The organism is Nonomuraea sp. NPDC049725 (genome assembly GCF_040674795.1).
GTDB lineage: Bacteria > Actinomycetota > Actinomycetes > Streptosporangiales > Streptosporangiaceae > Nonomuraea > Nonomuraea ceibae.
Genome location: NZ_JBFANJ010000003.1, coordinates 434,807 through 455,962 on the forward strand (window position 1 = coordinate 434,807; position 21,156 = coordinate 455,962).

The 21,156-nt window shown below is 75.4% G+C and carries 16 protein-coding genes and 1 riboswitch; of the genes, 11 read left to right on the forward strand and 5 right to left on the reverse strand.

All coding sequences use genetic code 11. The features are described from left to right. Nucleotides 1–90 precede the first annotated feature (90 nt). The 9 genes from AB0J53_RS10060 to AB0J53_RS10100 all read left to right on the forward strand — a co-directional run bounded on the left by AB0J53_RS10060 (nt 91) and on the right by AB0J53_RS10100 (nt 8,712). On the forward strand, nt 91–288 hold the full coding sequence (locus AB0J53_RS10060) for a hypothetical protein (RefSeq protein ID WP_364170680.1): 198 nt from the start codon (nt 91–93) through the stop codon (nt 286–288). A gap of 69 nt (nt 289–357) precedes the next feature. Next, nucleotides 358–705 (forward strand): NADH-quinone oxidoreductase subunit A, encoded by a 348-nt coding sequence (locus AB0J53_RS10065; RefSeq protein ID WP_219508471.1) that lies wholly within the window; start codon nt 358–360, stop codon nt 703–705. Further along, nucleotides 702–2,177 (forward strand): hypothetical protein, encoded by a 1,476-nt coding sequence (locus tag AB0J53_RS10070; protein WP_364170682.1) that lies wholly within the window; start codon nt 702–704, stop codon nt 2,175–2,177. The genes AB0J53_RS10065 and AB0J53_RS10070 overlap by 4 nt, the downstream gene beginning before the upstream one ends. After that, a complete protein-coding gene (locus tag AB0J53_RS10075) occupies nt 2,174–3,076 on the forward strand; it encodes an NADH-quinone oxidoreductase subunit H (protein WP_364170684.1) in 903 nt (300 codons plus the stop codon). Before AB0J53_RS10070 ends, AB0J53_RS10075 begins: the two co-directional genes overlap by 4 nt. Next, nucleotides 3,076–3,579, forward strand: coding sequence for an NADH-quinone oxidoreductase subunit J (locus AB0J53_RS10080; protein WP_219517880.1), 504 nt, complete (start codon nt 3,076–3,078; stop codon nt 3,577–3,579). Before AB0J53_RS10075 ends, AB0J53_RS10080 begins: the two co-directional genes overlap by 1 nt. Before the next feature lie 9 nt (nt 3,580–3,588). Beyond that, entirely contained in the window at nt 3,589–3,894 is a 306-nt protein-coding gene (gene nuoK, locus AB0J53_RS10085) for an NADH-quinone oxidoreductase subunit NuoK (protein ID WP_364170687.1), read from the forward strand. Next, nucleotides 3,891–5,861, forward strand: coding sequence for a proton-conducting transporter membrane subunit (locus AB0J53_RS10090; protein WP_364170689.1), 1,971 nt, complete (start codon nt 3,891–3,893; stop codon nt 5,859–5,861). The genes nuoK and AB0J53_RS10090 overlap by 4 nt, the downstream gene beginning before the upstream one ends. Further along, nucleotides 5,858–7,339 (forward strand): NADH-quinone oxidoreductase subunit M, encoded by a 1,482-nt coding sequence (locus tag AB0J53_RS10095; protein ID WP_364170691.1) that lies wholly within the window; start codon nt 5,858–5,860, stop codon nt 7,337–7,339. Before AB0J53_RS10090 ends, AB0J53_RS10095 begins: the two co-directional genes overlap by 4 nt. Then, nucleotides 7,336–8,712: an NADH-quinone oxidoreductase subunit N gene (locus AB0J53_RS10100; RefSeq protein ID WP_364170693.1), complete on the forward strand. Its 1,377-nt coding sequence runs from the start codon at nt 7,336–7,338 to the stop codon at nt 8,710–8,712. The genes AB0J53_RS10095 and AB0J53_RS10100 overlap by 4 nt, the downstream gene beginning before the upstream one ends. Before the next feature lie 4 nt (nt 8,713–8,716). Here the strand turns inward: AB0J53_RS10100 and AB0J53_RS10105 are convergent, their stop codons facing one another. Further along, nucleotides 8,717–9,658: a serine hydrolase gene (locus AB0J53_RS10105; protein ID WP_364170695.1), complete on the reverse strand. Its 942-nt coding sequence runs from the start codon at nt 9,656–9,658 to the stop codon at nt 8,717–8,719. 12 nt (nt 9,659–9,670) lie between these two features. Then, nucleotides 9,671–9,821: riboswitch (cyclic di-AMP (ydaO/yuaA leader) on the reverse strand. A gap of 56 nt (nt 9,822–9,877) precedes the next feature. Next, on the reverse strand, nt 9,878–10,450 hold the full coding sequence (locus tag AB0J53_RS10110) for a TetR family transcriptional regulator (protein WP_364170697.1): 573 nt from the start codon (nt 10,448–10,450) through the stop codon (nt 9,878–9,880). A gap of 75 nt (nt 10,451–10,525) precedes the next feature. Between AB0J53_RS10110 and AB0J53_RS10115 the strand changes: the two genes are divergently transcribed. Continuing rightward, a complete protein-coding gene (locus AB0J53_RS10115) occupies nt 10,526–11,440 on the forward strand; it encodes an SMP-30/gluconolactonase/LRE family protein (protein WP_364170699.1) in 915 nt (304 codons plus the stop codon). On the opposite strand, the gene AB0J53_RS10120 is transcribed toward AB0J53_RS10115, so the two are convergent. Beyond that, nucleotides 11,433–14,624, reverse strand: a complete 3,192-nt coding sequence (locus tag AB0J53_RS10120; protein WP_364170701.1) for a GH92 family glycosyl hydrolase — start codon at nt 14,622–14,624, stop codon at nt 11,433–11,435. The genes AB0J53_RS10115 and AB0J53_RS10120 overlap by 8 nt on opposite strands. A gap of 195 nt (nt 14,625–14,819) precedes the next feature. Between AB0J53_RS10120 and AB0J53_RS10125 the strand changes: the two genes are divergently transcribed. Further along, nucleotides 14,820–16,253, forward strand: coding sequence for a carboxyl transferase domain-containing protein (locus AB0J53_RS10125; RefSeq protein WP_364170703.1), 1,434 nt, complete (start codon nt 14,820–14,822; stop codon nt 16,251–16,253). A gap of 1 nt (nt 16,254) precedes the next feature. On the opposite strand, the gene AB0J53_RS10130 is transcribed toward AB0J53_RS10125, so the two are convergent. After that, nucleotides 16,255–18,960 (reverse strand): AAA family ATPase, encoded by a 2,706-nt coding sequence (locus AB0J53_RS10130; RefSeq protein ID WP_364170705.1) that lies wholly within the window; start codon nt 18,958–18,960, stop codon nt 16,255–16,257. Nucleotides 18,961–19,105: 145 nt separating this feature from the next. Next, nucleotides 19,106–20,944, reverse strand: coding sequence for a 2-isopropylmalate synthase (locus AB0J53_RS10135; RefSeq protein ID WP_364170707.1), 1,839 nt, complete (start codon nt 20,942–20,944; stop codon nt 19,106–19,108). Nucleotides 20,945–21,156: the final 212 nt, after the last annotated feature.

A 21,156-nucleotide genomic window follows, 5' to 3' on the forward strand; every position in this document is an offset into this window, starting at 1 on the left:
GCGAAGCGGCGCGGTCACCGTGAATCCTGTTGCCGAACCGGCAAAAACACCCGTAGCCGCGCCCAGAGGAAAGTTCCTCTGCCCGCGTGCGTGCACGGCGCCGGCGTCTCCAGCAGGGAACTGCGCCCGCTGGCCGCCGAGCTCGGCGAACGGCTGCCCGCCTGGACGGTGTGGACGCTGCGGACCGGGTCGGTGCCGTTCACGTATCCGATGCCCCGGCCCCTGCCCCTCGACCGCGTCGCCGACGCCCTGACCGCCCGCGACGACGTGACCTGGTCCGACCTCTGAGGCTGGCCGTTTCCGCGGGCTGGTTTCGGGGGCCGTTTCGGGGGGCTGGGTCCCGGGAAGCGACAGCGCATGGAAGCCTGGGCGGCCGTGCTCGGCCTGTTGCTGCTGCTCGCCGCCGGGATCGGCGGCGTGTACGGGGTCGCCGCGCTCCTGCGCCAGCCGCCCGCGCTGGACACCGGGCCGTTCCTGTCGGGCGGGCGGCCCGCCGAGCACGCGCTGTCCCGCTTCCACGTCCGCTGGTACGCCGTGACGCTCGTCTTCCTGGCCTTCGACATGGAGATGATCTTCATGTACCCGTGGGCCCTCGTCGTCGCCGAGATGGGCGCCATGGCCGTGGTGGAGATGTTCGCCTTCCTGGCCCTGCTCATGACCGGCGTCCTGTACGCCTGGCGCGAGGGCGCGTTCCGATGGGCATGAGCGAGTGGCTGGTGCGCCGGGCCGCCGTGCGTCCCCTCGTCGTCGCCGTGCCGTACGGCACCCGCGCGCGGCTCCTCGCCGAGGCCGCGCTGGCCGAACGCAACTGGCTGGCGGCCGGCTCGCCCGCCGCCGCGAACCTGCTGGTGGTGTGCGGACCGCCGTCGGGCCGCCTGGCGGACGCCGTCGAGACCGTCTGGGCCGCCATGCCCGGCCCCCGAGCCCGCGCCGACCTCCCCGCCGCCCCCACCCCCGCCCAGGTCACCACCCTCCTGACCACCCCCCTCCACCACCCCACCCTCCAGACCCACCCCACCCCACCGGATACCACGTACGGCGGAGGGCACGACCCCGGGCACAACCCAGGGCATGGCACCGGACACGGCGCCGGGCACGGCGGGAGGAACGGTGGCGAGCCTGGCAGGGCACCCGGCGGAGACCACGACGGCGGGGCCGGTGGCAGCGAACACGGCAACGGGCATGGCGCCGAGCATGGCGGGGCTCACGGCGGCCACGGTGGGGCCCACAGCGGTCACGGTGGGCATGGTGGAGGGCATGAGCATCACATGGGGAGTCCCGGTGGGCTGGCGATGGCGGAGAGGGGGCCGGATCGGGACGGGCTGACGCTTGACCGGCTGCACGTGCCGCTGGGGCCGGTGCTGCCCGACTGGCCGGCCGGGCTGGTCATCGAGACGACGATGCAGGGTGACGTGATCCAGGAGGCGGAGGCGCGCTTCGACGGCCCCGCGGACGGGGAGCGGTTCTGGGACGCGCCCTGGCTCGCCGCGGCGGCGGGCCTGCCGGTGACCCGGGGCGAGGCCGAAGCCCACCGGGCCGCCGCCCACCTGGACAGCCTCGGCCGCCTCCTGGCCGTCGCGGGCTGGCCGGCCGCCGCCGCCGAGGCCCGCCTCCTCCGCGACCACCTGGTCACCCGCGCCCTCCACCTCCCGCCCACCAGCCCGCCCCCACCCCCGGACCACCACCTCATCGGTGAGGGAAACCCGCCCCACGCCGACCAGGTGGCGGGCGGGGAAGGGTGGTCGTTTCGCCCCGGCCACCTGCCGAGCGGAGAGTGGGCTGCGGGTCGTGGGGTGGGCGTGGGGGGAGGGCCGGGTGGGGAGGGGTGGGTGGTGGGGAGGTTCGCGCGGTTCGCGCGGCGGGTGCGGAGGTCGTGGGTGCTGCGGTGGATGCTGCGCGGGGTGGGGCGGGCCGACGGGGCGGCGCTGGGGCTCCGGGGGCCGGCGGCGTGTGACGGGGATGTGCTGGCGCGGATGGAGGCGTGGCTGGCGGCGGTCGAGGGGGCGCTGGGCCTGCTGGGCGATCGGTCGCCGCTGGCCGATGACGTGGGGCCGAGGGGGCCGGTGGGGGAGGGCGGCAGGCTGCTGGAGGTGCTGCCGTCGCTGCTGGCCGGGTGTGAGCTGGCGCAGGCGCGGCTGGTCGTGGCGGGGTTCGATCCTGACGGCGGGCGGCCGTGACCGTGGGGCCGCTGGTCGGCTACGCGGTCACGCTGGCGGTGCTGGCGGTGGCCGCGGCGGCGTTCGACGCGGCTCTCGCCGCGCGGCCGGCGGCGTGGGGGAGCGCCGCGACGGCGCCGTTGCGGGAGGTGGCGCGGCTGCTGACCCAGCAGCGGCGGCGCACGGTGCTGCCGGACCTGGTGCTGCTCAGGGCGGGGGTGTGGAGCCTGCCGGCCGCGGCGGTGCTGGCCGGGGTGGTGCTGCCGCTGGGGGAGCGGCCGGTGGTGGAGTCGGCCGTCGGGGTCGTGTGGTTCAACGCCATGGAGGTGTGCGTCTGGGGCGCGGTGTGGCTGACGGGCTGGGCGCCGAACTCGGTGTTCCCGCTGGTAGGCGGCTACCGGTTCGTGGCGCAGGGCCTGGCGTACGAGCTGCCGCACATGTTCGCGCTGATCACGGCGGCGCTGGGGGCGGGGTCGCTGAGCGTGATGGAGGTCGCGGCCGCCCAGCGGGAGGTGTGGTTCGTGGTGTGGATGCCGGTGGCGTTCGTGATCTACCTGGTGTCGGCGCTGGCGATGGCGTTCTGGGGGCCGTTCGGGCAGCCGGTGGGCGGTGAGGTGGCGGGCGGGGTGCGGGCGGAGCTGGCGGGGCCGGATCGCCTGGTCTTCCAGGCCGGGCGGTACGCGCTCCTGGTGGTGGCGTCGGCGGCGGCCGTGCCGCTGTTCCTGGGCGGCGGCGCGGGGCCGCTGCTGCCGTCGTGGGCCTGGACGCTGACCAAGACGGTGGCGGTGCTGGGCGTGCTGGTGTGGGCGGGCCGCCGGGTGCCGGCGGTGCGGATGGACCGGTTCACGCAGGCGTCGTGGCTGGTGCTGATCCCGGCGGCGCTGCTGCAGATGCTGGTCGTCGGGCTGGTGGTGATCTGATGGCGGTGGTGGCGTTCTGGGCGCTGGCGGTGCTGTCGGTGGCGGGCGCGGTGGCGGTGTTCACGGTCGACTCGATGGCGCGGGCGACGTTCGCGCTGCTGGTGTCGCTGGCCGCCGTGGGCGTGCTGTTCCTGCTGATCGATCTCGCGTACCTGGGTGTGCTGATCGTCCTGATGATGGTGATGGAAATGATGATCATGGCGGTGTTCATGATCATGTTCATGATGAACCCGGCCGGGCTGATGCCGATGACGATGGTGCACGGCAGGCGGTTCGCGCTGGCGGTCTCGGGGGCGGTGTTCGCCGGGCTGGCGGCGCTCGCGCTGCTCACCCCGTGGCCGGCCCGCCGGGGGACGCCGCCGCCCGACCCGGCGCACGCCCTCGGCATGTCGATCATGGGTCCGCAGATGCTGGTCATGATGGTCATCGGGGTGGCCATCCTGGCGACGATGATCGCCACCGTCGTGCTGGCGACCGACCGCGGCCGTTACGACCGCCGTTAGGGAGGCTCGATGGGGCTGGAGGCGTTCCTGCTGCTCGCCGCCGCGCTGTTCGCGGTGGGCGTGTACGGGGTGCTGTCGCAGCAGTCGATCGTGATGCTGATGATGGGCCTGGAGCTGATGATCAACGGCGTGATCGTGGCCGGCGGCGCCTTCTGGTACCACCTGGCGCCGGCCACCGCGGACGGGCAGGTGCTGGTCCTGGTGGCGGTGACCGTGATGGCGCTGGAGATGGCCGCGGGGTTCGCCGTCGTCACCGCCCTCTACCGGGCCCGGCAGGTCGACACCACCGACGAGGCGGGGGACCTGAAGGGATGAGCGCTCTCGCCTGGCTCCTGCCCGCGGCCCCGGGCGTCGCGGGCGCGCTGCTCGCGCTGGCCGGGCGGCGCGCGGACCGGGTGGCGGCGGCGGTGGCCGTCGCGGTGACGGCGGTGACGCTGACCCTCGCGGCGCTCGCCGCGGCGGTGCGGCCGGTGTGGGGGACGACGCTGGTCGCGGTGGCGGCCCCGCCGGGCGGCACGCCGGCCGGGATCGCGGTGGACGGGCTGTCGGCGGTGATGGCGGTGACGGTGGCGGCGATCGCGCTGGCCGTGCTGGTGTTCGCCGCCGGAGACCTGCCGTCCGGTGCGGCGCGGGGCCGCTTCTTCGGGCTGATGCTGCTGTTCACCGGGGCGATGCTGCTCACCGTCACGGCCGCCGACCTGATGCTGCTGCTGACGGGCTGGGAGATCATGGGCGCGGCCTCGTACGCGCTGATCGGGTTCTGGTGGCGTGAGCACGGGCGGGTGCGGTCGGCGGGGCTGGCCTTCGTCACCACCCGCGCCGGGGATCTCGGGCTGTACGTGGCGGCGGGGTGCGCGTTCGCCGCGACCGGGACGCTGGAGCTCGCCGGGATCGCGCAGGCCGGGCAGCCGTGGCGGGACCTGGCCGCGGCCGGGATCGTGCTGGCCGCGCTGGGCAAGTCGGCGCAGCTCCCGTTCTCGTACTGGCTGTCGGGGGCGATGGCGGGGCCGAGCGCCGTGTCGGCCCTGCTGCACTCGGCGACCATGGTGGCGGCGGGGGCGTACCTGCTGCTGCGGGTGCAGCCGCTGCTCGCGGCCACCGGGTGGGCGGCGGCGGCCGTCGCGTGGGCGGGGGCGGTGACGGCGCTGCTGCTGGGCGCGGTGGCGCTGGCGCAGCGCGACCTCAAGCAGCTGCTGGCCGCGTCGACGTGCGCGCAGGTGGGGTTCATGGTGCTGGCGGCCGGGGCAGGGGCGGTGGCCGGGGGGACGGCGCACCTGGTCGCGCACGCGGCCGTGAAGAGCCTGCTGTTCCTGTGCGCGGGGGTGTGGCTGACGGCGCTCGGCACCGAGGCTCTGGCCGGGCTGCGAGGGGCCGGGCGGTGGCGCCGCCCGGTGGGCGTGGCGTTCGCGGTGGGGGCGCTGGCGCTGGCCGGAGTGCCGCCGCTTTCGCTCTGGGTGACCAAGGACGCCGTGCTCACGGCGGTGCCGTCGCCGGGCCTGTACGCGGTCGCGCTGGCGGCGGCGCTGCTGGCCGCCGCGTACGCGGCCAGGGCGCTGGCCGCGGTGTGGCGGCCGGGGACGTTCCCCACGGCGGCGAGGGAGCGGCGGGTGCCCCGCGCGGTGACCGGGCCGCTGCTCGCGCTCGCGCCGGTGGCGGCCGGGCTGTCGGTGCTCGGGCTGCCCGCCGTGTACGCGGGCTGGCGGGAGCTCGTCGGCGCAGGCGGCGAGCCGGGGCCCGAGGCCGCGGGGCTGGTGGTGACGGGCCTGGTGGCGAGCGCCGTGACCGCCGCCGGATGGGCGATCGGCGTACGGGCGCGTCAGGGAACCGCGTGGCGCAAGCGGGCCGCGGAGCTGGGACAGGGCAGGCTGGCGGTGGGGCTGCGGGGGTGGCTCGGATTGCGGCAGGGGGCGATCGGCGGGGTGTGGGAGCCGGTGAAGGCGCTGGCGGGGGCGCTGGCGCGGTTCGACGACCGGGTGCTCGCGCGTACCGGGGAGTGGCTGGCGGCCGGGGTGACGGCGGCGGCCGGGGTGGCGGGACGGCGGGCCGAGGGGCTGCTCGACGGGGTCGTGCGCGGCGCCGCCGGGGCGCTCGGCGGGGCGGCGTGGCTCGGGCGGGGCCGGGTGGAGCGCCCGCTGGAGCATCTGGTGCACGCGGTCGCGGCGGGCGCCGGGGCCCTGGGCCGGGCCGCGCGGCGCCCGCAGGCCGGGCAGGCGCACCTCTACCTGGCCCAGGCGGCGGCCGCGTTCCTGCTGCTGGCCGTCGTGCTGATGCTGGTGCGGTGACCGTGCTCACCGTGGTGATCTTCCTGCCGCTGGCCGCCGCGCTCGGCCTGCTGGCCGTGCCGCGCGTGCGCGGGCGGGCCGCGACCTGGGTGTGGATCGCGGTGTCGGCCGCCGACCTGGCGCTCGTGGCGGCCATGTGGGCCGGGTACCGGGGCGGGATCGGGTACGAGACGCGGCTGCGCTGGATCCCGACGCTGGGCGCCGGCTACCACGTCGGCGTGGACGGGCTGTCGCTGCCGCTGATCGCGCTGACCGCGCTGCTGTTCCTCGTGTGCGGCGTCCACTCGCTGGGCGAACGGCGGCGCGAGCGGGCGCACGCGGCGCTGTTCCTGTTCCTGCAGTCGGTCTCGCTCGGCCTGTTCGCCGCGCTGGACCTGCTGCTGTTCTTCGTCTTCTTCGACCTGTCGATCGTCGGCATGTACTTCGTGATCGCCGGATGGGGGCACGGCGACCGGGCCAGGTCGGCGCTGACGTTCTTCCTCTACACCTTTCTCGGCTCGCTGGCGCTGCTGCTCGGCTTCGTCGGCCTGTTCCTCGGCGGCGGCACGTTCGACCTGGTAGAGCTGGCCCGCAATCCGCCCTACGCCGGGTCGCCCGGCGTCGCCTCGCTGGTGCTGCTGGCCGTCGGAGTGGGGCTGGCGGTCAAGACGCCGGTCTTCCCGGTGCACACCTGGCTGCCGCCCGCCCACACGGACGCGCCCGCCGCCGGGTCGGCGATCCTGGCCGGCATCCTGCTCAAGATGGGCACCTATGGCCTGGCCCGCGTCGCCATGCCCGCGCTGCCCGACGCCTGGCGCGCCCACGCGTGGCTGATCATGGCGATCGGGCTGGTCAGCGTGCTGTACGGGGCGCTGGTCGCGCTCGCCCAGCCGAACCTCAAGCGGCTCGTCGCCTACACCTCGGTCAACCACATGGGCTACGTCGTGCTCGCCCTCGGCGCCGCCGGGCTGGCGCCGGGCGGCGGGCGGGCCGGGGAGCTGGCCGTGTCCGGGGCGGTCACCCAGATGGTCAGCCACGGCCTCATCACCGGGGCGCTGTTCCTGCTCACCGGCGTCCTGTGGGACCGGGCCGGCACGTACGACATGGACCGGTTCGGCGGCGTCGCGGGACGCGCCCCGGTGTTCGCCGCGCTGCTGGCCGTGGCCGCGTTCGCGTCGCTGGGGCTGCCCGGGTTCTCCGGGTTCATCGCCGAGTTCCAGATCTTCGTCGGCGTGATCGGCGCCGGGGCCGTCGTCCTGGGCGCCGCAGCCGTGCTCGGCATCCTCATCACCGCCGCGCTGTTCCTGCGCGCCCTGCAACGGGTGCTGCTCGGCGGGCCGGGCGAGCTCACCGGCCGCGTCACCGACCTGCGGCCCGCCGAGACCGCCGCCGTGGCGCCGCTGCTGGCGCTGTCGGTGCTCATCGGCGTCGCGCCCCGGTGGCTGCTGGACCTCATCGAGCCCGCCGCCGCCGCGCTCTCCTCGCTGGCCGGCCGGTGAACGACGACCCGGCCGCGCTGCTGCCCGAGCTGCTCCTGCTGGCCGGGGCGGTCGCCGGGCTGCTCACCGGCATGTTCGTGCCGCGCGGGCGGCAGCGCGCGGTCGCGTGGATCTGCGCCGCCGCGCTCGCCGCCGCCCTGGCCGCAACCGTCACCGCCACCGTGACCGCCACCGGGGGCGCCGCGTTCGGCTCGTACGCGCCCGACGCCCTCACCCAGGCGGCCCGCGCCGTCGTGGCGGGCGGCACGCTCCTGGTGATCGCCCTGGTGGCCGCCGAGGCGCGCGGGCACCGCCGCGAGGCCGAGGCGTACGTGCTCGTCATGCTCGCCGCCCTCGGCTCGGTGCTGCTGGCCGGGGCCGGTGACCTGCTCGTCCTCGTCCCGGCGTACCTGCTGGCGAGCATCCCGGCCTACGCGCTCGCCGGGTTCGGCAAGGACGCGCCGGGCACCGAGGCGGCGCTCAAGTACTACCTGATGGGCGCGTTCCTGGGCGTGCTGATGCTGGCCGGCGTCACCCTCCTGTACGGCCTGGCGGGCGCCACCGGCTACCGGGCGGCCGGGGCGGCGCTCGCGCTCGCGCCCGGCGCGGCGGCGGCCTGCGGTGTGGTGCTGCTGCTGGCGGGGCTGCTGTTCAAGGCGGGCGGGGTGCCCGCGCACTTCTGGGTGCCGGACGTGGCCGAGGGCGCCCCCGTCGCCGTCGCCGCGTTCGTCACCACCGTGCCCAAGATCGGCGCGCTGGCGGCGCTGCTGCGCGTCGCGGACGAGCTCGGGCCCGGCGGGTGGGACGTCCTCGTCGCGATCGTCGCCGCCGCCACGATGACGCTCGGCAACCTGGCCGCCTTCCACCAGGACGATGTGCGCCGCCTGCTCGCCTACTCCACGATCAGCCAGGCCGGGTACGTGCTCGTGCCGGTCGCGGTCGCCCAGCACACCGCGCTCGCCCGCCCCGCCGTGCTGTTCTACCTGGCCGCCTACGCGGTCACGAACGTGGGCGCGTTCGCCGTGGTGGCCGCCACCGGGCGCGGCACGCTCGACGGCTACCGAGGGCTGGGGCGGGCCGCGCCGGGGCTCGGGCTGGCGCTCGTGGTGTGCCTGCTCGGGTTCGCGGGCATCCCGCCCGCCGCCGTGTTCGTCGCCAAGGTGCTCGTGTTCGCCGCCGCGTGGGACGGCGGTTACGCCTGGCTGGCCGTGCTCGTCCTGGTCAACACCGTGGCGAGCCTGTACTACTACCTGCGCTGGGTCGCTGTGGTGTTCCGCGGCGACCCGCCGGCCGCGCCGCCCCCGGGCCTGGCGCGCGCGGTCGCCTGCGTGGCGGCCGTCGCCTCGCTCGCTCTCGGGGTGGGCGGCGGCGTCCTGCTCGGCCGGGCCGCCTGAGCCGTCACGCCTTCCCGGCGGTGGCGGCCCAGTCGAGCAGCGCCTGGGCGGTGTCGAAGCGGCGGCCGGAGTCGCTCTCGCCGAGGATCACCCCGACCAGCAGCCGGCCGTCCCGCTCGGCGGCGAACGCCAGCGTGTAACCGGCGGCGCGCGTGTAGCCGGTCTTCACGCCGACCGCGCCCGGCTGGGCGAGCAGCCGGTTGGTGTTGCGCCACGAGTAGGAGCCGTGCTCACTCGTCGCCTCGACCGAGTGGTGGCGCGTCGAGGTGATCGACTTCAGCGTCTCGTTCCCCAGCACCGCCTCGGCCAGCCGTGCCTGGTCGGCCGCCGTGGAGTGGCCGCCGCCGTTCGTGGGCATGCCGTCGGCGTTGACGTACAGGGTGTCGGCCATGCCCAGCTCGCGGGCGGCCGCGTTCATCTTCCCGACGAACCCCTCGACACCCGGCCCGTACGTGCGCGCCAGCACGTGGGCGGCGTCCGCGCCGGACGGCAGCATCAGGGCGTGGAGCACGTCCCGCACCGGCAGCCGGTCACCGGCGCGCAGCCCGGCGACGGCCGCGCCGCCCCGGGCCGCGTAGCGCACGTCCTCGGCCGTCACCTCGACGACGTCGGCCGGGTCGGCCTCCTGGAGCACGACGTGGGCGGTCATCATCTTGGTCAGGCTCGCCACGGGAAGGCGCTCGCCGGCGTCCTTGCTGTAGCGGACCTCGCCGGTGGACGTGTCGACGACCAGTGCGGCCCGCCCGAGCACGGCGGGCGCGTCAGCGGGCGCGTACGACGCCGGGCCGGCGAAAGAGGCTGTGGTGGCCGTGGTGGCTGTGGTGACGGGTGTGGCCGCCTGGGCGGCGGTCGTGCCGGTCGTCAGGACGCCGGCGGCGAGGGCGGCGCCGGCCAGGGCGCGGCCCCAGCGGCGCGGCCGGGCGCTGGAGAAGAGGGAGGTGGGCATGAGGGGCTGTGCTCCTTGCTTCCATGCCGCCTACCGGGTTAGCTGACGGGTTCGGGCCTGGAAGTGCCCTACGGGCGCGGCCGGGGGGAGCCGGCGCGCCGATTCACCCCACGAGAGAGTGGGTCCCCGGTTCCGCGTGACGCGGATTCGGCGGCCGCGGGCCCCGCGAACGGGCCCACGGTCCGGGCATTGCGCGCATAAGGTACGAAACTTGACAAACTATGGCAAATCGCCCGTCAAATAGTGTTGCACCACCGGCCCCACGCTGCGCGCCAGTTCCTCGGCGGACATCGCGACCACGGGTGGCAGCCGTACGACATAACGGGTGAAGGCCAGCCCGAGCAGCTGCGTGCTCACCAGCCCGGCCCGCCGCGCCGCCTCCTCCGGCCCGCAGCCGAGCGCCCGGCCGACGAACGAGGCGACCTGGGAGGTGAACACGTCGCGCATGCTCTGCGCCGCCAGCGCGTTCGTGGACGACGAGCGCAGCAGCAGCATGATCGCCTCGTCCGACAGGTCGCCCTCCCAGCGGGACAGGAAGTGGCGCGCCATCGCCTCGCCGAGGCGCTCGCGCGGCGGCGCGGGCAGCTCCTCCAGGTTGAGCCGCAGGTCCACCGCGGCGCGGAAGAGACCCTCCTTGTTGACGTAGTAGCGCATCACCATGGACGGGTCGACGCCGGCCAGCGAGGCCACCTTCCGGATGGTGGTGCCCGCGAACCCCTGCTCGGCGAAGAGCTTGCGGGCCGCGCCGAGGATCGCCGTGCGCGTGGCCTCGGACCTTTCCGTGAACGCCATGCCAACAAGTGTAGACCAACGCTTGTGGTCAAAAAGGTGCTGGCCGGGCGGGGCAGATCTTGGTAAGAAGAGCGGGTGGACCTCATCCCCGTGGAGTTCGAGGCGTTCGACCGCCGCATCGCCGACGTCACCGGTGACCGCAACCTGGAGCGCCTCCACCGGGGCACCCGCTGGGCCGAAGGGCCCGTCTACGTCCCCGCGGGCCGCTACCTGGTCTGGAGCGACATCCCCAACGACCGGATGCTGCGCTGGGACGAGCTGACCGGCACCGTGGGCCCCTTCCGCCAACCGGCCGGCTACGTCAACGGCAACACCCTCGACCGCGAGGGCCGGCTGATCTCCTGCGAGCACGGCGCCCGCCGGGTGACCCGCACCGAGCACGACGGCTCCGTCACCGTGCTCGCCGACCGGTGGCGCGGCAAGCGGCTCAACAGCCCCAACGACGCCGTCGTGCGCTCCGACGGGTCCGTCTGGTTCACCGACCCGCCCTACGGCATCCTCGGCGACTACGAGGGCCACCGGGCCGAGCCGGAGATCGACGGCTGCCACGTCTACCGGATCGACCCCGGCAGCGGCGAGGTGAGCATGGTGGCCGGCGACTTCGCCCGCCCCAACGGCCTGGCGTTCTCCCCCGACGAGCGGCTGCTCTACGTCGCCGACACCGAGCGCCGCCACGTCCGCGTCTTCGAGGTCACCCGCGACGGCACGCTCACCGGCGGCAAGGTGTTCGCCGAGCAGCAGGGCGACGCCGACGGCAGCTACGACGGCATGCGGCTCGACGACACCGGCCGCCTGTGGGCCGCCGTCGGCCGGTCCATCCACGCCTACCACCCCGACGGGACGCTCCTCGGCAGGCTGCACCTGCCGGAGAGCGCCTCCAACCTCGTCTTCGGCGGCCTCAAGCGCAACCGCGTCTTCATCACCGCGACGACGTCCCTCTACTCGATGATGCTGAGCCTGAGGGGCGCCGCCCCGGTGTGGGCTACCTGAACGCCCAGGTGAACAGGTGCAGCTCGCCGTCCTCCGGGTCGGAGAAGGCGAAGCTGCGCACCTTCTTGCCCGGGTCCAGCGCGATCGGCTGCGAGGCGTACACGTGCGCCGGCACCGGCTGCAACGCCCACGAGCCCCAGAACAGCCGGTGCGGCGTGCGCGCCACGACCTCGTTGCCGAACTGCGGCTGCCCGCCGCCGAAGTCGAGGATCCAGTCGCTGAAGCCGAGCCTGCCGGTGCTGGTCGTGCCGTCGGCGTAGGTGACGGTGACCTGCGACTCGGGCCAGCCGTTCACGCCCGTGCCCAGGAAGGCGACGCTCGTGGCGCCGTCGGGCGCGGCCACCTCCAGCGCCTTGCCGCCGGTGCGCACGTTGTCCCACTCGCCGCGCCCGCGGTCGGGCCAGGTGAACGAGTAGTCCCGCCACGTCACCGTGCCGCCCGGCGTGAGCCCCGCCTCGGCCAGCGCCTGCGCCGACAGGCTGAAGCCCGGCCCGTCGATGTTGGCCTCGCCGGGAGCGGTCATGTCGCCGACGCCGACGTTGTTGTGATGCCACTCGGGGGTGCCGCGCGCCGCCACGTTGAGCCGCACCGACGCCCGCCGCTCGCCCACGACGACCGGCACGCTGACGAAGCCGCGCGGCACGTCGCCGGACACCGACACCTCCAGCGCCTGACGCTCCTGCCCGCCCGCGCCCACGGTGAGCGTGCCGCGTGACGGCGACACGGTGACGCCGTCCGGCGGCCTGGCCTCCCAGGTCAGCGTGGCGGCCGGGCCCGTCGAGCGCACCGCCAGCTCCGTCGCGAACGTGCCGCCCGGCTCGACCGGGCCGCTGCCCCGGCTGAAGCCCGCCAGGTACGGCAGCGTCCCGTCGCCGAACGACGGCGGCGCGTCCGCCGGGTCCGCGCCGAAGCTCCGGTCCGGGGACCAGCCGACGGCGAAGTCCAGCCGCCCGCCGCCGGTGGCGAACGACTCCGGCAGCCACGCCCGGTCCGTCTCCGCGCCGTTCACCCGCAGGGACCGCACGTACGAGCCCTGCCCCCAGGAGTTGACGACGATGTCGCCGCCCGGCCGGTCGATCGTGATCCGGTCGAACAGCGGCGTGCTCACGAGCAGCTCGGCCCGGCCCGGGATCGCCGGGAACAGCCCCATCGCCGACCACACGTACCAGGAGCCCATCGCGCCCAGGTCGTCGTTGCCGACCAGCCCGTCCGGGCCCGGCCCGAACAGCTCCCGCTGCACCCGCCGCACCAGCTCCTGCGTCTTGTACGGCTGCCCGGCCCACGCGTACAGCCACGGCGACGGCAGCGACACCTCGTTGCCCAGGTAGGCGCGCGCCACGGCGGGTCCGGCGTTCAGCTCGCCGAAGTACTCGTCCAGCCGGGGCACCACCTTGCCGGCGCCGCCCATCGCCGCGAACAGCCCGGCCGGGTTGTGCGGCACCAGCCAGTGGTACTGCGCCCCGTTGCCCTCCATGTACACGTCGGGCGCGGCCGGGTCGAACGGCCAGGTGAACGAGCCGTCGCCCATGCGCGGCTGGATCCACCCGCTGCCCGGGTTGTAGATGTGCTGCCACGCCTGCGAGCGGCGCATGAACTCCGCCGCCGTGTCCCGCTCGCCCAGCCGGGCGGCGAGCTGCGCGATCCCGAAGTCGGCCACGCCGTACTCCAGCGTCGCCGACGGGTCGTACGGCACGTGGCCCTCGCGCATGAACGCCGCGTTGCCGGGCCGTTCGTCGTAGGCGAGCAGCGGATGGCCGATGTCGCGCGGCCCGGTCCGCCTGGCCGCCTCGGCCATCGCCTTCAGCGCCGCCTCCGCGTCGAAGCCGCGCGCGCCGAAGGCGTACATCGTGGACACGATCGAGTGGAACGGGTCGCCGACCATGACGCCGGTGATCGCCGTCTGGTGCGACCAGCGGTCCCACACGTTGCCGACGGCCTGCGCGTTGTCGTACATCGACTGCGCGATGTCCCCGGCCACGTCCGGCGCGAGCAGCGCGAGGAGTTGCACCTCGCTGCGGTAGATGTCCCAGCCGGAGAACGTCGCGTAGTGGTGCTCGCCGGGCCGCACCTGGTGCGGCTTCTGGTCGAACCCGGTGTAGGCGCCGTCCACGTCCTCCGACACGTGCGGCTGGAGCAGCGCGTGGTAGAGGTTGCTGTAGAAGGTGCGCCGCTGTGCGTCGGTGCCGCCGGCGATCCGCACCTTGCCGAGCCGCTCGTCCCACACGCCGCGCGCCTCGCGGGCGACCTGGTCCAGGCTCTTGGCGGCGATCTCGGCGCGGAGGTTGCGCTCGGCGCCGTCGACGCTCACGTACGACAGGCCGACCCGCATCTGCACCGGCCGCGCCGGGTCGAACTGCAGGTACGCGCCCGAGCCCGGCCCGTTGACGGCCACGTCGTCCGACGTCACCACGTCACCCCGCACCCGGGCGGGACCGGCGTTGGCGACGGCGGTGCCGCCGGGGCGCACCTCGTCGTCCTTCCACGTCCCGTACACGGTGACCGGCTGGTCGAACGTGGCGTGGAAGTAGATCTTGTAGCGGGTGGGCGGGCCGCAGAAGCCGCCGGTCTGCACCCAGCCCTCGACGGTGTTGCCGCTGATGCGGGTCTCGCCGTCGTCGACGCCGTTGACCGAGCCGCTGGTGTTGAGCAGCACGGTGCCGGGCTTGCCTGCCGGGAAGGTGAAGCGGGCGACGCCCGCGCGCATCGAGACCGACAGCTCGGTCTTGACGCCGCTGTCGAGCGTGCTGGAGTAGAAGCCGGGCCAGGCCCGCTCGTTGGCGTGCGAGAACGTCTGCACGTAGTCCTCGCCGTGAGTGGCGGGCGAGCGGCCGACCGCCCCGGAGAACGGGGTCACCGGGAAGTCCTGCGCGCCCGTGCAGCCGGGGCCGGAGATGTGCGTCATCGAGAAGCCGCGCAGGCGGTTGTCCTCCCAGCGGTAGCCGCCGCCGGCGTCCTCCACCGTGTCGGGGCTCCACTGCATCATGCCGAACGGCAGGACGGCGCCGGGGAAGGTCATGCCCCCGCCGCCGCCGTGGTCGAAGTCGGGCGCCGCCTCCTTCGTCCCGTGGAAGACGTTGACCAGGGAAACCGGATCGCGCTCCACCGTCACGTCCTGGGGGGCGCCATAGGGAAAGGTCGTCGCCGCGACCAGCGCGGTGACGACGGGTAAGGACCAGAGAGCCACGACAGTCCTCCAGATAAGGGGATCGCCGTATCGAACCCCGGGGCGAACGGGCCGGTCAACGGCCGGAAACCACGGCCACAACAGGTCACGGGCGCCGCCGTGGACAGGGGTTGGCAGGCGGCCGCGGCGTTGCGAGATTCGCCGTGACCCCGTCCCCGAACCGTCCCCGTGACGAGCATGTGAGGGATGTCAGCGATGACCGTCGTGTCCACGATCGAGACCTCCGAAGCCCCCGTCGCCGGACCCGCCCCCGACCCGCGCGCCCCCGCCGTCCGGCTGGCGGGCCTGCTCGACCCCGGCTCCATGACCGCGCCGCACGACGAGGACGCCACCGGCGTGACCGCCGTGCGCGGCCTGGTCGAGGGCGCGCCGGTCGTCGCCTACTGCACCGACGCCCGGCTGATGGGCGGCGCGCTCGGCGCGGCCGGCGCCGCCCGGATCGTCGAGGCCGTCGAGGACGGCGTGCGGTCCGGCTGCCCGGTGATCGGGCTGTGGCACTCCGGCGGCGCCCGGCTCGCCGACGGCGTGGAGTCCATGGACGGCGTGGGCCGCATGTTCGCCGCCATGACCAGGGCGTCCGGCGTCGTCCCGCAGATCTCCGTCATCCTCGGCCCGGCCGCCGGCGCCGCCGCGTACGGGCCCGCGCTCACCGACGTGGTCGTCATGGCCGACGCCGGGCGGGTGTTCGTGACCGGCCCGGAGATCGTCCGCAGCGTCACCGGCGAGCGCATCGACATGGCCGGGCTCGGCGGGCCCGAGGCGCACGGCAGGAAGTCCGGCGTCGCCCACGTCCTGGCCGCCGACGAGGCCGACGCCTGCGCCAGGGCCCGCCGCCTCACCGGCCTGCTCGGCCGCCCCGGCACGTGCGCCGCCGCCGGGGCCGGGGCGGTGGCCGATCCGCGCGCACTGCTCCCGGCCTCGCCGCGCCGCGCCTACGACGTGCGGCCCCTGGTGCGGGCCGTGCTCGACGACGGGCTGATGGAGGAGCTGCAGCCGCGCTGGGCCGCCAACGTCCTCGTCGCGCTCGGGCGGCTCGGCGGCGCCACCGTCGGCGTGCTGGCCAACAACCCGATCCACAAGGGCGGCTGCCTCGACTCGCTCTCCGCCGAGAAGGCCGCCCGCTTCGTCCGCATGTGCGACTCGTTCGGCATCCCGCTCGTCGTGCTCGTCGACGTCCCCGGCTACCTGCCCGGCGTCGGCCAGGAGTGGGGCGGGGTCGTCCGGCGAGGGGCCAAGCTGCTGCACGCCTTCGCCGAGTCGGTCGTGCCCCGCGTGACGCTCATCACCCGCAAGGCGTACGGCGGCGCCTACATCGCGATGAACTCCCGCTCGCTCGGCGCCACCACCACGTTCGCCTGGCCCGGCGCCGAGGTCGCGGTCATGGGCGCCGAGTCGGCGATCGGCGTCCTGCACCGCAAGGCCCTGGCCGCCGCCCCCGAGGAGGAGCGCGAGGAGCTGCGCGCCCGCCTCGCCGAGGAGCACCGCCGCACCGCCGGCGGCGTCGGCCGGGCCGTGGACCTCGGCGTCGTCGACGAGGTCATCGCCCCCGAGACCACCCGCGCCCGGCTCGCCGACGCGATCGCCCGCGCCCCCCGCGCCCGGGGCCGCCACACGAACATCCCCCTGTGAGTCAGAGCTGCTGGGCCGACAGGGTCTCCGGCAGGTCCGCGCGGCGGGTCACGCTCAGCTTGCGGTAGACGCGCGTCAGGTGCTGCTCCACCGTGCTCACCGTGATGAACAGCTTGGCGGAGATCTCCCGGTTGGAGTAGCCGTCGGCAGCCAGCGACGCCACCCGCCGCTCGGCGTCGCTCAGCACCGGCCGCGCGCCGGCCTCGCCCGCCTCCCACGCCCCGTCCGGCAGCGCCCGGCTCAGCGCGCCGGCCTGGCACTCGTGCGCCAGCACCCGGGCCCGGCGGCCCATCACGGCCGCCCGCCGGAACTCGCCGACCGCGTGGTACGCCTCGGCCAGCCCCGTCATCGACCTGGCCAGCTCGTACGTGTCGCCGCCGTCGCGCAGCAGCTCCGCCGACTGACGCAGCAGCATCACGCGGTGGCGCTTCTCGGCGGTCGCGGCCAGCACCCGCAGCGCCATCCCCTGCACCCGCCGCGACCCGGCGGCCCGCGCCAGCTGCTCCTCCACGAGCAGCCGCGCCTCGTCCGCCTCGTCGAGGGCGATCAGCGCCTGCGCCGCGTCCAGCCGCCAGGCGATGAACTCGGCGCTGTCGAGCTGCCACTCGCCCATCAGCTCGCCGCACAGCCGCAGGTCGCGCAGCGCCTGCCGCGCCTGCCCGGCAGCCAGGTGGAAGCGGCCCTTGCCGTACAGGTAGTGCAGCCCGAACCGGGTCTCCAGCATCGCCTCCAGCATCGCCTCCGGCACCGGCCTGGTGACCGGCGGCAGGCACTCCTCGTACCGGCCCATCGCCGCGCCCGCCAGCAGCAGGCTGCCCAGCGGCCCGCCGACGGCGACGCCCCAGCTGTCCGGCGGGATGAGCTCCAGCGCCAGCCGGGCGTCCGCCGCCGCGGCGGCCGGGTCGCCGCGGCGCAGGCCGATCTCGGCGCGGATCGCCGACAGCCGCGCCTGCCGGCCCGGCGCGCGGCGCGAGGCCGCCTCCGCGATGAACGAGTCGCACCAGGGCGCGGCCAGGTCGGCCCGGCCCGTGTACGTCAGCGCCAGCAGCGCGCTCTCCACCGTGTCCAGCGTCATCTCGTCCAGCCGGGAGCCGCGCAGGATGCGCTCGGCCGTCGTCGCCGTCTCCGGCAGCGGCCCCTGCGTCAGAGCCCGCACCAGCGCGCCCACCGCCTCGGTGCGGCGGTCCGCGCTCAGCGAGTACGCGGCGCCGCCCGCCTGCTCGTCGCTCAGCTCCGGCAGGTCGGCCAGGAACGGCGGGCAGCTGCTGCGGAACCAGGCGTGCGCCGCCGTCACCTCCGCCACCGCCTCCCGGTCCAGCTCGTCCAGCTCGTCCAGTTTGCGCAGGTGGCCGAGCACGCTCCTGGCGTCGGCCGCGTGACCGTGCCACAGCAGCGCCTTGGCCAGGGTCACCGCGTCGCCGCCGCTCAGGTGCCCCTGGCGCAGCGCCTCGGTCAGCTCGCCGAGCTGCCCGGCGGGCGTGCCGGGGTCGATCCGCCAGCGGGCGCGCACCAGCGTGGTCGCGATGCCCGCCCGCCGCCGCTCGTCCGGGCAGGACCGCAGCGCCAGCTTCAGGTACTCGATCGCGGACTCCACGCCGTCGTCGCGCAGCGCCTGCGCCGCCGCCTCCTCCAGGATCGGCAGCGCCCACAGCCGGCTCGCGTCACCGGCGCGCAGCAGGTGACCGGCCACCACGGGGGCGGGCGCGCCGTCGTGGTAGGTCAGCTCGGCCGCCCGCAGGTGCAGGCCGACGCGCTCGCCGTCGTCCAGCCCGGCCAGCACGGCGGACCTGGCCGCCTCGTCGCGGAACCGGCCGCCGTCCAGCAGCCCCGCCCGGGTCAGGGCCAGGACCTCCTTGGCGGTGGCCGCCTCGTTCGCGCCGAGCAGCCGGGCGACCGGCCCCGCCTCGCCGAGCACGGCCAGCGCCCGCGCCACCCCCGGCGCGGCCTCACCCGCCCGGTGCAGGCAGGCGAGCACGGCCTCGGCGTAACGCTCGCCCCGGCCGTCGCCGATCCGGTGGTCCTCCAGCAGCGCGTCCACCAGCAGCCGGTTGCCGCCCGTCAGCTCGTGCCAGCGGGCCGCCTGCCCGGCCCCGGCCTCCCCGGCCGCCAGCCGCGTCACCTCCGCCGCCGACAGGTGGGCCAGCCGGACCGCGCGGCAGTGCGGCTGCCGCAGCATCTCCGCGTGCAGGCCGCCGAGCGCGTGCGGGTCCCGGACGGTGACCGCCAGCATGACCGGCGCGTACGCGATCCGCCGCGCCAGATGCGACAGGCACAGCTGCGAGGCGCGGTCGGCGTGCTGCAGGTCGTCCACGACGACGAGCAGCGGATGCCGCTCCGCCAGCTCCAGCAGCACCGTGCAGAGCGCGTCCACGATCAGCACGTCCACGTCGTCGCCCGGCCCGGCCGCGCCGCGCGACCCCTCCCGCAGCAGGCTCGCCACGGTGGCGCGGTTGTCCTCCGACATCCGCGCGCCGAGCAGGAGCTGCGACAGCACGCCGAACGGCAGCGCGCTCTCGGCGGGCGAGCCGGTCGCCGTCAGCGGGACGGCGCCGTGGTCGCCGGCGTGCTCGGCCAGGCCGTACAACAGCGCGCTCTTGCCGGTGGCGATCGCGCCGGTCACCATCGCGACGCGGCCCCGGCCGGCGGCGGCCTCGTCCAGGAGTTCCCGGAGCGTGGCCATCTCCTGGCGCTCGACGTCCTCGGCCATGGCGGCCCTCCTTGCTCAGCACTCGGTCGGTCGGGTCAGTAGGGGAGCCGGCGCCCCGACGGGGTGCGCAGGTCGAGGCCGGCCTCGGGGCCGGGGCGGCGGTGCGGGCGCGGCTTCCTGGGGACGACGCGGGCCATCGCCGGCCTCACCCCGCGGCCGCGAGCGGAAGCTGCTCCACCTGACGCTGCTCCCTCGGCCGCGGCTCCCTCGCGCTCGGCTCCAGGGGGCGCGGCTCCAGAGAGCGCGACTCCAGGGGGTGCGGGTTCAGGGGGTGGGCGGGGCGGTGGTGGGCGCGGCCGGCGAGGCGGGCGCTCGCCGCGCGCACGGCGGAGAACGCCGCCGCCGTCACGTCGGCCCCGGCCCCCACCCCCCACGCGACCTCGCCCGTGCCCCCGCCCGTGCCCTCGCCCGTGCCATCACTCTCCGTGCCGGCGCCGCACTCGGCGTAGACGACGGCGTCGTGCGGGGCGCGGCGGACCAGGGGCCGCCGGCCGATCGCGCCGTGACGCGACAGCGGGGGAGCGGCCCGGTGCACGGCCCGCACGTCGATGCCCCACGGCGCGAGCGACTGGCGCAGGCCGTGCGGCACCGCGCCGTCGACCCAGAGCGTCGCCGTGACCGGCGCGAACAGCTCCGCCGGCGCGCCGTCGTCGGCGTACGCGTCGCGGAACAGCTCGCCGATCCGGCCGGGCGACAGCTCGCCGCCCTCGGCGTCGGCCCGCGCCTGCACGCGCGCCGACAGGTCGGCCTGCAGGCCGCGCGGCAGGGCGAGCCCGTGCCAGGCGCTCATCACGTACGCGACGCCGCCCTTGCCGGACTGGCTGTTGACCCGCACCACAGCCTCGTACGTGCGGCCGACGTCCCGGGGGTCCACGGGCAGGTACGGGGTGCGCCACGGCAGCGCGGCGGCCGGGGCGCCGGTCGTGACGGCGCGGCGCTCCAGCTCGTCGAACCCCTTCTTGATGGCGTCCTGGTGCGACCCGGAGAAGGCCGTGTAGACGAGGTCGCCCGCGTAGGGGTGGCGCGGGTGCACCGGCATCTGGTTGCACTCCTCGGCCGTGCGCCGCACGTCGTCGATGTCGGACAGGTCGACGCCCGGGTCGACGCCGTGGGTGAACAGGTTCATGCAGAGCGTCACCAGGCAGACGTTGCCGGCCCGCTCGCCGTTGCCGAACAGGCACCCCTCGACGCGCTCGGCCCCGGCCAGCAGCGCCAGCTCGGCGGCGGCGACCCCGGTGCCGCGGTCGTTGTGCGGGTGGACGGACAGGCACACGTGCTCGCGCCGCGACAGGTTGCGGCCCAGCCACTCGATCTGGTCGGCGAACACGTTCGGCAGCGACCGCTCGACCGTGGTCGGGAAGTTGAGGATGATGCCCCGGCCCGCCTCCGGCTGCCAGGCGTCCATGACCGCCTCGCACACCTCCAGGGCGAAGTCCGGCTCGGTCTCGTTGAAGAGCTCGGGGGAGTACTGGTAGCCCAGGTCGCAGCCGGGCAGGGCGCGCCCGGCCTGGTCCATCAGCACGTGCGTGGCGCGTACCGCGAGGTCGCGGCAGCCGGCCCGGCCGACGCCGAGCACCAGGTCGCGGAAGAGCGGCGAGGTGGCGTTGTAGACGTGCACCGTGGCGCGCGGCGCGCCCTTGAGGCTGTCCACGGTGGCGCGGATGAGCTCCTCGCGGGCCTGGGTCAGCACGGTGATGCGCACGTCGTCGGGGATGTGGTCGCGCTCGATGAGCAGCCGGACGAAGTCGTGGTCGTCCTGGCTGGCGACGGGGAAGCCGACCTCGATCTCCTTGAACCCGATCCGCACCAGCAGGTCGAACATCCGGAGCTTGCGCTCGGGCGACATGGGGCGGGCCAGCGACTGGTTGCCGTCGCGCAGGTCGGTGGAGAGCCAGCGGGGGGCGGAGTGGATGCGCCTGCCCGGCCAGGTGCGATCGGGCAGATCGAGGGGCGTGAGACCGGTGTAACGTCCGGCACCCTGCATGGCGGAATTCCTTTCGTGGGTGACCCTCGTTTTCCTCGGAACAGGGGTTGGAATTCACCGGAGTCGTTTCTAAGGTGAGGTCCGGCCCCCGCGGTTCGGCTTTCCCGGCGTTATGGCCGGACGTTATAAGGGGGCTCGCGGGCCGGGCAAGACGGGGCATCAGGAGTTCTCCGGTAATAGCCCCGGGTACCACCCCCCGTATCGAAAGGCGC

Coding starts and splice junctions, on each gene's coding strand:
- AB0J53_RS10065 (WP_219508471.1), top strand. CDS start 358: ATGGAAGCCTGGGCGGCCGTGCTCGGCCTGTTGCTGCTGCTCGCCGCC.
- AB0J53_RS10070 (WP_364170682.1), top strand. CDS start 702: ATGAGCGAGTGGCTGGTGCGCCGGGCCGCCGTGCGTCCCCTCGTCGTC.
- AB0J53_RS10080 (WP_219517880.1), top strand. CDS start 3,076: ATGGCGGTGGTGGCGTTCTGGGCGCTGGCGGTGCTGTCGGTGGCGGGC.
- nuoK (WP_364170687.1), top strand. CDS start 3,589: ATGGGGCTGGAGGCGTTCCTGCTGCTCGCCGCCGCGCTGTTCGCGGTG.
- AB0J53_RS10090 (WP_364170689.1), top strand. CDS start 3,891: ATGAGCGCTCTCGCCTGGCTCCTGCCCGCGGCCCCGGGCGTCGCGGGC.
- AB0J53_RS10105 (WP_364170695.1), bottom strand. CDS start 9,658: ATGCCCACCTCCCTCTTCTCCAGCGCCCGGCCGCGCCGCTGGGGCCGC.
- AB0J53_RS10110 (WP_364170697.1), bottom strand. CDS start 10,450: ATGGCGTTCACGGAAAGGTCCGAGGCCACGCGCACGGCGATCCTCGGC.
- AB0J53_RS10125 (WP_364170703.1), top strand. CDS start 14,820: ATGACCGTCGTGTCCACGATCGAGACCTCCGAAGCCCCCGTCGCCGGA.
- AB0J53_RS10130 (WP_364170705.1), bottom strand. CDS start 18,960: ATGGCCGAGGACGTCGAGCGCCAGGAGATGGCCACGCTCCGGGAACTC.
- AB0J53_RS10135 (WP_364170707.1), bottom strand. CDS start 20,944: ATGCAGGGTGCCGGACGTTACACCGGTCTCACGCCCCTCGATCTGCCC.